We start from the raw sequence: 9366 nt of genomic DNA on the forward strand, positions 1-9366 counted from the left end.
TGGAGCGCCGTGCCCGTACGCGAACGTGGGCGCAAGCAAGGTGAAGGCCGCAGTCTCAGCGCCGAACAAGAACGCAATATTTACCAATTGCTGGTCAGCACGCTGCCGGAACGGCACCAGCTGCCGTTCCGGCTCTGGCAACTGGAAGCGATGCAGGCATTGGTCAAGCGTCTGCACGATATCGACCTGCCAGAACGCACCGCCGCCCATTATCTGCAACGCTGGCAGCTCAATGCCGAGCGCCCGGCCAAGCGTGTCGCCAATGCTTCGCTGGCGGTGCAGCGCTGGTACCGCAGCACCTACCGCGACATTCTCGAACAGGCGCGTACGCAGAACGGCGAGATCCACTGGATCGATGACTACGGTGCGCGCAACGACCAGGGCAAGCTCAGTTACGGGGTGCTACGCGCGGTCAGCAATCGCGGCAAGGTGCTCTGGCTGCCTTACGAAGACGGGTTGCGCGCCCCCCACCTGGAAGGGTTCTTCGACCGCCTGTGTTGCTCGGCCGAACGCAAAGTCTTCGCCCTGCTCTCGGGCATGCATTGGCAGCGCGCCGCGACCTTTATCACCTGGGCCGGCGAACGCGCTGAACGGCTGCATCTGTTCCATCTGCCGCAAGCCAGCGCAATGCTCAGCGGTGCCCGCGAACTGGCGACCCAGATCAATCAGCAAGCCGCGCACGTCAGCCATGACGATGTGCCAACGACCATCGTCCCTGCCCGGCCCCGCGACCCCATGCTGCAGATGTTGCGCCTGATGTTAAAACATCAAGTCGCGCATAAGTCCGAATCGCAGCAGTTGTACGTTGATAAACGACAACAACAAAAAGCGAGAGGAAAATCTATGACGCTTACCCACCTGCAACGACTGGAGGCCGAGAGCATCCAGGCAATGCGCGAGGTTGTCGCCGAAGCCGACAACCCGGTCATGCTCTACTCCGTCGGCAAGGACAGTGCGGTCATGCTGCACCTGGCGATGAAGGCCTTCTACCCGGCCAAGCCGCCCTTCCCATTACTGCACGTCGACACCACCTGGAAGTTCCAGGAGATGTATCGCTTCCGCGATCAAATGGTGGCCAAGCTCAACGTGGACCTGCTGACCCATATCAACCCCGAAGGCATTGAAATGGGCATCAGCCCGTTCAAGCACGGGTCGCAGATCCACACCGATATCATGAAGACCGAGGGCCTGAAACAGGCGCTGGATCACTACGGTTTCGACGCGGCCTTCGGCGGTGCCCGTCGTGACGAGGAGAAATCCCGGGCCAAGGAACGGATTTTTTCCTTCCGCTCCGACCAGCATCGCTGGGACCCGAAGAAACAGCGCCCGGAACTCTGGCACCTGTACAACACGCGCAAGCACAAAGGCGAGTCGATTCGCGTCTTCCCCCTGTCCAACTGGACCGAGCTGGACATCTGGCAATACATCTACCTGGAAAACATCCCGATCGTACCGCTGTACTTCGCCGCGCCGCGCCCGGTGGTCGAACGTGACGGCATGCTGATCATGGTCGATGACGATCGCATGCCGCTCAACCCGGGTGAAGTGCCGATGATGCGCAACGTGCGCTTCCGCACCCTGGGTTGCTACCCGCTCACCGGTGCCGTCGAATCCGACGCCGACACCCTGCCCAAGATCATTCAGGAAATGCTGCTGACCCGCACGTCCGAGCGTCAGGGGCGAATGATCGACCACGACTCGTCCGCATCGATGGAGAAGAAAAAACAAGAGGGGTATTTCTGATGGCACACGTATCTGACCTGATTGCCGAGGATATCGGCCAATACCTCAAGGCCCACGAGCACAAGAGCCTGCTGCGGTTCATCACCTGCGGCAGCGTCGACGATGGCAAGAGCACCCTGATCGGACGCCTGCTCTACGATTCGAAAATGCTCTTCGAAGACCAGATGGAAGCGCTTGAGGCCGACTCGAAAAAAGACGGCACCCAGGGTGGCGAACTGGACTTTGCCCTGCTGGTGGATGGCCTGGCCGCCGAGCGCGAGCAAGGCATCACCATCGACGTGGCCTACCGTTTTTTCTCCACTGACCGGCGCAAGTTCATCGTTGCCGACACCCCGGGCCATGAGCAGTACACCCGCAATATGGTGACCGGCGCCTCCACGGCCGACGTGGCCGTGGTGATGATCGATGCCCGACGCGGTGTACTGACCCAATCCAGGCGTCACAGCTACCTCGCCTCGCTGCTCGGTATTCGCAAGGTGGTATTGGCGGTCAACAAAATGGACCTGATGGACTACTCGGAGAAAGTCTACAACGCCATCGTCGATGACTATCGCGCCTTCGCCAAGCAGATCAACCTGCAGGATTTCACCGCGATCCCGATGTCCGCGCTGCGCGGTGAAAACATCACCGAGCAGAGCGAGCACATGCCGTGGTACCGCGGCACCACGTTGATGGGCTATCTGGAAACCGTTGAGATCGACGAGGCGCACCAGCAGAAACTGGCGTTCCGCATGCCGGTGCAATGGGTCAATCGCCCCAACCTGGATTTCCGTGGTTTCACCGGGACCATCGCCAGCGGCGTGATCCACCCCGGTGACCGCGTCCGTGTCTTGCCCGCCGGGCAAGAGAGCCGGATCTCGCGCATCGTTACCCTCGATGGCGACCTGCAACAAGCCGTGGCCGGGCAGTCCATCACCCTCACCCTGACCGACGAAGTCGATTGCAGCCGCGGCGATGTACTGTCCACCGCCGAAGACCCGGCCAGCGTCGCCGACCAGTTCCAGGTCAGCCTGGTCTGGATGCACGAACAGGCGATGCTCGCCGGCCGCCCGTACTTGATGAAGATCGGCGGCAAGACACTGTCGGTCACCTTGGCGGCGCCCAAGTACAAGATCAACGTCAACACCATGGAGCACTTGGCGGCCAAGGAACTGGCGTTGAACGAGATCGGCGTGTGCAACCTGTTCACCAGCCAGCCGATCGCTTTCGATGCCTATAAGAACAACCGGGAAACCGGCAGCTTCATCCTCATCGACCGCCTGACCAACGCCACCGTCGGTGCCGGCCTGATCGAGTTCTCCCTGCGCCGCTCGCAGAACATCCATATGCAACACGTGGATGTGAACAAGAAGGCTCGCGCCGAACAGATGGGCCAGCAGCCGGTGCTGCTGTGGTTCACCGGTTTGTCGGGGGCCGGCAAATCGGCCATTGCCAACCTCCTGGAAACCCGCCTGTACGCCCGCGGCCGCCATACCTACCTGCTCGACGGCGACAACGTGCGTCACGGCTTGAACCGCGACCTGGGCTTCACTGACGCCGACCGCGTGGAAAACATCCGCCGGGTAGCCGAGGTGTCCAAGTTATTCGTGGATGCCGGGTTGATCGTGTTGACCGCCTTCATCTCGCCCTTCCGTTCCGAACGCGAGATGGCGCGTGGGCTGCTGCAGGAAGGCGAGTTCATCGAGATCTTCGTCGATACGCCGCTGGCCGTGGCCGAAGAGCGTGACCCCAAGGGCCTGTACAAGAAAGTCCGCCGCGGCGAGCTGAAAAACTTCACGGGTATCGACTCGCCTTATGAGGTGCCGAGCAAGCCGGACATTCATATCCAGACCAGCAAGCTGACGCCCGAGGGTGCAGTGGACCGGATCATCGAGGTGCTGATCGAGCGCGGCTTCATCGGCAAGGAACTCTAGCCCCGACGCCCGGTTCGCCGGGCATCCAGCGAGCACCCTGCGGCGGTGCTCGCCTAATCAAGAGAGTCTAACAATGACAATCAGCTCTATTGACGAACAACAGTTGTTGAGTGGCCAGACCTGGGCCACCTTCTGCGATCACCTCAAGCGCTGCGGCGAGCAGATCCTGCGCCCCGAAGCACCAGCCGATGCAGCCACCCGCGCCGAAGGTTTCCGCTACCTCACACGCCTGCTGCGCATCGGCCTGGAGATGCACATCGAGTTTGCCGACCCGGCCTTTCCCAGCTTTTTCAAGACTTCCCACGAGACCGCGAAGATTGGTGCCGACAACCCGGACAACCTCTACGAGTACTCGCGCCTGGACGGCACGCTGCAATACCGCATCAAAGGCCAGCGCGGCAGCGTCGCCTACCTGAGCTTTGGCACCCAGAAAGGCGGTTACGAAACCGACGGCACCTTGATCCAGACCGGCTTCGTCGACGCCAGCCAACTGCAGGTCGATGCCCAGGGCCATTTCGAAATCATCCTCAGCACCGAGCCGCAACCGGGCAACTGGCTGAAGATGGAAGAAGCCACCAATGCCCTGATCGTGCGCCAGACGTTTCTTGACCGTCGCAGTGAAGTGCCGGCCAAGCTGAGCATTGAGCGCATCGGCACCGAGAGCAAGCCCCAGGCCCTTGATCCGGCGACATTCCAACAGGGCCTGGCGCGGGTATCGAGCTTCGTCGAGAACACCGCCAGGCTGTTCGCCGACTGGAGCCAAAGCTACCTGCCGCACAGCAATCAACTGCCTCCGGCCGACCAGGCGCTCTGTCAGTCCGTGGGCGGCGATCCAAACATCTTCTACTACCACTCGCACTGGGCGCTGGCCGAGAACGAGGCGCTGGTGATTCACATCGACAAGGTGCCGGACTGCGACTTTTGGAACTTGCAGATCAACAACTACTGGATGGAATCGCTGGACTACCGCTACCACCAGATCTGCTTCAACAAACACCAGGCCCGCTACGACGACAACGGCGGTGTGACCCTGGTTCTCAGCGAGCTCGACCCCGGGGTAAGCAACTGGCTGCAAACCGCCGGCGTACGCCAAGGCACCCTGTGCCTGCGCTGGGTCGGCGCCCAGGAGCAATGCCACCCCACCACTCGCGTTGTAAACGTGTCTGCCGTGGCGGAGGTCGTATGAACGCGCGCACTGGCATTGAAGACCTGACCGTGGAAAACCTGTTGGCCAGCGCCATCGCGCGCGCCAACGGCCTGAGCGATTTTGGCGATGACAACTATCGCGAGTCCTTGCAGGCGCTGCTGGTTGCGCTGGCCGCCGAAGCCCGGCTGTCACCGTCCGGCCTGTATTTGCTGGAAGAACGGCTGGTGGGGCAACTGGTCAACCGCCTGGTGATGGAGGACTACCTGCGCCGTTATCCGGAAATAACCGAGATAGCGATCGACGATCCGCTGGTCATCGTGGGCCTGCCGCGCACCGGCACCACCATGCTCCAGCGCACCTTGGCGGTCGACCCGCGCTTCTACTCGGCCGCCTGGTGGGAGACGCGTTTTCCGGCACCGCTGGCCGACGAAACCCTGGCGGTGCCGGCCAAGCGCATTGCCCAGGCCAAGGCCGAGGTCGACCTGATGGCCGAAGTCATTCCGCAGATCCTGGCGATCCACCCTCTGGACGCCATGCTCTGCGACGAAGAGTTCATGCTCATGGAACACTCGTTCATGTGCGCCATGGACGCCTACGTCAATGTGCCCAGCTACACCCGCTGGCTGGACCGGCAGGACCAGCGCCCGGTCTACACCCAGCTGAAAAAAATGTTGCAGTTCCTGCAGTGGCAGAAACAACAACGGGGTGAACCGATGGGCCAGCGTTGGCTGCTCAAAGCGCCGCAGCACCTGCACACCTTGCATTTGCTCCTGGATATCTTCCCCAAGGCCCAGGTGATTCTGACCCACCGCGAACCGGCCCAGACGATCCCCTCGATGGCCAGCATGGCCCATACCCTGTGGCAGATGTACAGCGACGACCCGGATCCGAAAGCCGCCGGCGAGCAGTGGAACAGCCGCATGGCGCGAGGCATCCGTCACACCATGCAGGTTCGTGATCAACACGCTGCCGAGCGTTTTCTCGACATCAACTTCGCCGACACCGTGACCCAGCCGTTGCACGTGCTGGAGAAGGTCTATGCCTTTGCCGGTCTGCCGTTTACCGATAAAGCCCGCGCCGACGCGCAGGCCTGGCTGTCGCAAAACAGCCGGGAAAAACGCGCCAGCCATGACTACAGCCTGGAGCGCTTCGGTCTTAACGAGGCGCAAATGACCGAGGACTACCGCGAATATCGCGCCCGTCACCTGAGCATCAATCACTGAACAAGGGCTGGAGTAACCATGGAAAAAATCATGTTGACCTTGTGGAAGCCGACACAACCGAGCGCCGGGCAATGGCGTGCGGATTTGCTTGGCCTACACGACGAACTGGCTCGTGCCGGCGCCAAAAATATCCGTGTCATGGTGGTCGATGAGGCGGTGGCCGCTGCCCACGCACAGCGCATCACCAACAGCGCCGTGCCGCTGGACGGGCTGCTTTCGTTGTGGCTGGACAGCGCCTCGCAATGGCCCGCCATCCAGGCAATCGTGGCGCCGCAGACCCGCCGCCTGGAGGCTTATCTGGTGGTGGAATCCGAGCCCTACCCCGAAGAACGCCAGGCTCGCGCCGCTCAGTACCGGGTGCCACTTGGCGAGCGCACACCCGGCATGAATCAGGTGGCCCTGCTACACAAGCCCCACCGGTTGAGCTACGAGCAATGGCACGACACCTGGCGCAACGGACACGGGCCCAAGGCCTATCCCCTGCAATCGATTTTCGGCTACCGACAGAACACCGTGGTGCGCTCGCTGTCCTTCGGCGCGCCGGTGCTGCACGCCATTGTCGAAGAAAACTTCCCGCCCGAAGCCATTGGCAATCAGCAGGGGTTCTTCGCAGCCCTTGGTGATCCGGACACCTGCGCAAAGCGCCAGCAGGCCATGTACGAATCGACCAGCCAGTTCATCGACTTCGAGAAAATTGACTGCATCCAAACCAGTGAATACCAACTCAGCGAGTGAGTAGCCCACAAGGAGGCTTTCCATGTTGGATCTAGAAGCAATCGAGCTGATCAAGCAGCTCAAGGCGCGCTATTTCCGCGCCATCGACACCTGCAACCTCTCGATGCTGCAAGACATGCTCACCGAGGACGTAGCCCTTTCGTTCAAGAGCCCGGCCTACGAGTTCCACGTCAACGGACTGGGCGATGCACTGGACTTCTACCGCACCTCGTTCACCAAGACCCGCCTGGCTACCCACAACGGTCACACCCCGGAAATCGAAGTCAGCGGCGATCAGGCCACGGCGCTCTGGTACCTGAGCTACGTGTTCATCAACCTCGAGGACAACACCCACATGCATGGCAGCGCCATCTACCAGGATCGCTACATCAAGCGCGGCGAGCGCTGGATGATCGCCCAGACGGGTTACGAAACCCTGCTCGAGACGATCCAGCCCTTGAGCGAACACCTGCAGATCACTTCCCGCCCCATCAACTGAACGCACGACAGGAGACCGTCATGGCAAGAGCCGAAAACATAGTGACCTCCCACACAGTGGAAATTGACGCCCCCGCCCGAGTGGTCTGGGAAGTGCTCGTTGACCTGGACAATTACCACCTGTGGAACAGCTTCTGTCCGAGCATCCGCTGTGGCCTGCAGATCGGCGACGAAGTGCATATGCAGGTACTGACTCCCGATACCGGCGAGACCGTCCCGGTCTTCGAGTACCTCGTGGCCTGCGACCCCGAGCAGCTGTTGTCGTGGGAGCAGCGCCCCGTTCCCGAGAACATGGACGCCGCCCGCCGCGACCAGTACATCAAGGCCATCGATGCCAACCGCTGCAGCTATTTCACCACTGACATTTTCCTGGGCCTGAACCAGGACACCATCATGCGTGAACACGGTGCCTGGGTAAAAATCGGCTTCGACCAGATGGCCCTGGACCTGAAACGCCGCGCCGAAGAACTACACGCCAGTCGCTCCTGAACGCCCTTCCCCGACCAAAACAATAAGAAGGTAATTGCCATGTTGCTCAAAGACAAAGTCGTCATCATTTCCGGTATCGGTCCTGGCCTGGGCATCAAGCTGGCCGTGCGTGCCGCGGAGTACCAGGCCAAGGCCGTGGTGTTGGCCGCGCGTACGCCGGCCAAGCTCGATCAGGCCGAACAAGCGGTGCGCAACGCTGGCTACAGCACCCCGATCCTGAAAGTCCCCACCGACATCACCCAGCCCGAACAGTGCCAGACGCTCGCCGACCTGACGACCGAGCACTTCGGCCGGATCGACGTATTGATCAACTCCGCCTACGCCCATGGCGCCTGGGGCACCTCCAGCGCATCGGCCATGGACGACTGGCGAAGCGCGATGGACGTCAACCTGTTCGGCACCCTGCACATGACCCAGGCCGTGCTGCCACAAATGAAGAAACAGAAGTCGGGCAGCATCGTCATGATCAACACCATGGCCACCCGCACCCCCAACCAGCTTGAATCGGGCTATGCCGTCTCCAAAGGCGCATTGAAAACTGCCGTGCAGTACCTGGCCCAGGATCTAGGCCCGTTCGGCATCCGCGTCAACTCCACCTTCATGGGCTGGATGTGGGGCGCGCCGGTGATTGGCTACTTCGAGAGCGAAGCCAAGCGCCTGGGGGTGCCGATGGAGTCGCTGGTCGAGCAGATCGCCCAACAGATTCCGCTGCGCAAGATTCCTGAAGACAGTGATTGCGCCATGGCCGCGCTGTACCTGGCGAGCGACTACGCCAAGGCCATTACCGGCGCGCAACTGGACGTCAACGGCGGCCACTTCCTGCCCTGCTGAACCCTTCAAGGCGACGTGAACGTCGCCTCTTTTGCGACGGCCATGCGAAGCCCGTGTGGCCCTCCCCCTGGAGATTACCAACATGCTGGATCTCGTTGCCATCGAGCAGATCAAACAGCTCAAGGCCCGCTACTTTCGTGGTGTCGATACCTGCAACCTCGAGCTGTTGCGCAGCATCCTTTCACCCGACGTGAAGGTCCGATTCGACAGCCCGACTTACCAGTTCGAACTCAACGGGATAGAAGAGGCTATCGAGTTCTACCGCACCAGCTTTACCAACCGCCGTTTCGGCATGCACAACGGCCACACCCCGGAAATTGCGGTCAACGGTGATGAGGCCACTGGCCTGTGGTACCTCAACGACGTGTTCATCAACCTCGATGAGCAGACCCTGCTTAACGGCAGCGCGATCTATGAGGATTGCTACGTCAAGCTGGAAGGCGAGTGGCGCATCTTGCGTACCGGTTACAAACGGCTGCTGGAGATGATCGGCCCGCTGGATCCCCAATGGTCGATCACCTCCCAGCCGATCAACTGACTCCCCCCTGTAGGAGCGAGCATGCTCGCGATGAACCTGAGTGCGCTGCGGGGTGTCAGGTTTCCAGCGTTATCGTTAACGACCATCGCGACGGTGCGACGATTCGACATGCTCGCTCCTACAGGGAACGATCAAAGCCAGAGTGTCTAGTCCTGAAATAGGTTTACATCTATTTCACCCAGCGCCCGATGCACCGCATCGGGCGTTTTGTATTTTAAAGACAGGTGCGGGCGCTCCTGGTTGTAGATCAAGATTGCCTCCCGCACCATC

The 9366-nt window shown here is 60.9% G+C and carries 9 protein-coding genes; all 9 read left to right on the forward strand.

The features are described 5' to 3' along the window. The first annotated feature begins 756 nt into the window (after nt 1–756). On the forward strand, nt 757–1743 hold the full coding sequence (cysD, locus tag CGA21_RS30060) for a sulfate adenylyltransferase subunit CysD (protein WP_223194290.1): 987 nt from the start codon (nt 757–759) through the stop codon (nt 1741–1743). Continuing rightward, on the forward strand, nt 1743–3656 hold the full coding sequence (cysN, locus tag CGA21_RS28055; protein ID WP_110755028.1) for a sulfate adenylyltransferase subunit CysN: 1914 nt from the start codon (nt 1743–1745) through the stop codon (nt 3654–3656). The genes cysD and cysN overlap by 1 nt, the downstream gene beginning before the upstream one ends. A gap of 73 nt (nt 3657–3729) precedes the next feature. Continuing rightward, complete coding sequence (locus tag CGA21_RS28060; RefSeq protein WP_110755029.1) at nt 3730–4842, forward strand: DUF1214 domain-containing protein; 1113 nt, start codon at nt 3730–3732, stop codon at nt 4840–4842. Beyond that, entirely contained in the window at nt 4839–6026 is a 1188-nt protein-coding gene (locus tag CGA21_RS28065; protein WP_188265535.1) for a sulfotransferase family protein, read from the forward strand. Before CGA21_RS28060 ends, CGA21_RS28065 begins: the two co-directional genes overlap by 4 nt. Before the next feature lie 18 nt (nt 6027–6044). After that, nucleotides 6045–6761 carry an EthD domain-containing protein gene (locus CGA21_RS28070; RefSeq protein ID WP_188265536.1) on the forward strand — a complete coding sequence of 239 codons (717 nt, stop codon included), beginning with the start codon at nt 6045–6047 and terminating at the stop codon, nt 6759–6761. Nucleotides 6762–6783: 22 nt separating this feature from the next. Continuing rightward, nucleotides 6784–7239: a nuclear transport factor 2 family protein gene (locus CGA21_RS28075; protein WP_110755032.1), complete on the forward strand. Its 456-nt coding sequence runs from the start codon at nt 6784–6786 to the stop codon at nt 7237–7239. 20 nt (nt 7240–7259) lie between these two features. Next, the gene (locus CGA21_RS28080; RefSeq protein WP_151142821.1) at nt 7260–7727 is read left to right on the forward strand and encodes an SRPBCC domain-containing protein; all 468 of its coding nucleotides are present in this window, start codon (nt 7260–7262) and stop codon (nt 7725–7727) included. 39 nt (nt 7728–7766) lie between these two features. After that, nucleotides 7767–8558 carry an SDR family oxidoreductase gene (locus CGA21_RS28085; RefSeq protein WP_188265537.1) on the forward strand — a complete coding sequence of 264 codons (792 nt, stop codon included), beginning with the start codon at nt 7767–7769 and terminating at the stop codon, nt 8556–8558. An 82-nt stretch (nt 8559–8640) separates the two neighbouring features. Beyond that, on the forward strand, nt 8641–9096 hold the full coding sequence (locus CGA21_RS28090; protein WP_020801155.1) for a nuclear transport factor 2 family protein: 456 nt from the start codon (nt 8641–8643) through the stop codon (nt 9094–9096). Nucleotides 9097–9366 lie beyond the last annotated feature (270 nt).

It is taken from the genome of Pseudomonas sp. PSB11 (assembly GCF_014596605.1).
Taxonomy (GTDB): Bacteria; Pseudomonadota; Gammaproteobacteria; order Pseudomonadales; family Pseudomonadaceae; genus Aquipseudomonas; species Aquipseudomonas umsongensis.

Excerpts from the sequence above, each read along its gene's own strand:
- CGA21_RS28090 (WP_020801155.1), top strand. The coding sequence starts at position 8,641 with ATGCTGGATCTCGTTGCCATCGAGCAGATCAAACAGCTCAAGGCCCGC.
- CGA21_RS28070 (WP_188265536.1), top strand. The coding sequence starts at position 6,045 with ATGGAAAAAATCATGTTGACCTTGTGGAAGCCGACACAACCGAGCGCC.
- CGA21_RS28060 (WP_110755029.1), top strand. The coding sequence starts at position 3,730 with ATGACAATCAGCTCTATTGACGAACAACAGTTGTTGAGTGGCCAGACC.
- CGA21_RS28080 (WP_151142821.1), top strand. The coding sequence starts at position 7,260 with ATGGCAAGAGCCGAAAACATAGTGACCTCCCACACAGTGGAAATTGAC.
- CGA21_RS28065 (WP_188265535.1), top strand. The coding sequence starts at position 4,839 with ATGAACGCGCGCACTGGCATTGAAGACCTGACCGTGGAAAACCTGTTG.
- cysD (WP_223194290.1), top strand. The coding sequence starts at position 757 with ATGTTAAAACATCAAGTCGCGCATAAGTCCGAATCGCAGCAGTTGTAC.
- CGA21_RS28075 (WP_110755032.1), top strand. The coding sequence starts at position 6,784 with ATGTTGGATCTAGAAGCAATCGAGCTGATCAAGCAGCTCAAGGCGCGC.
- CGA21_RS28085 (WP_188265537.1), top strand. The coding sequence starts at position 7,767 with ATGTTGCTCAAAGACAAAGTCGTCATCATTTCCGGTATCGGTCCTGGC.
- cysN (WP_110755028.1), top strand. The coding sequence starts at position 1,743 with ATGGCACACGTATCTGACCTGATTGCCGAGGATATCGGCCAATACCTC.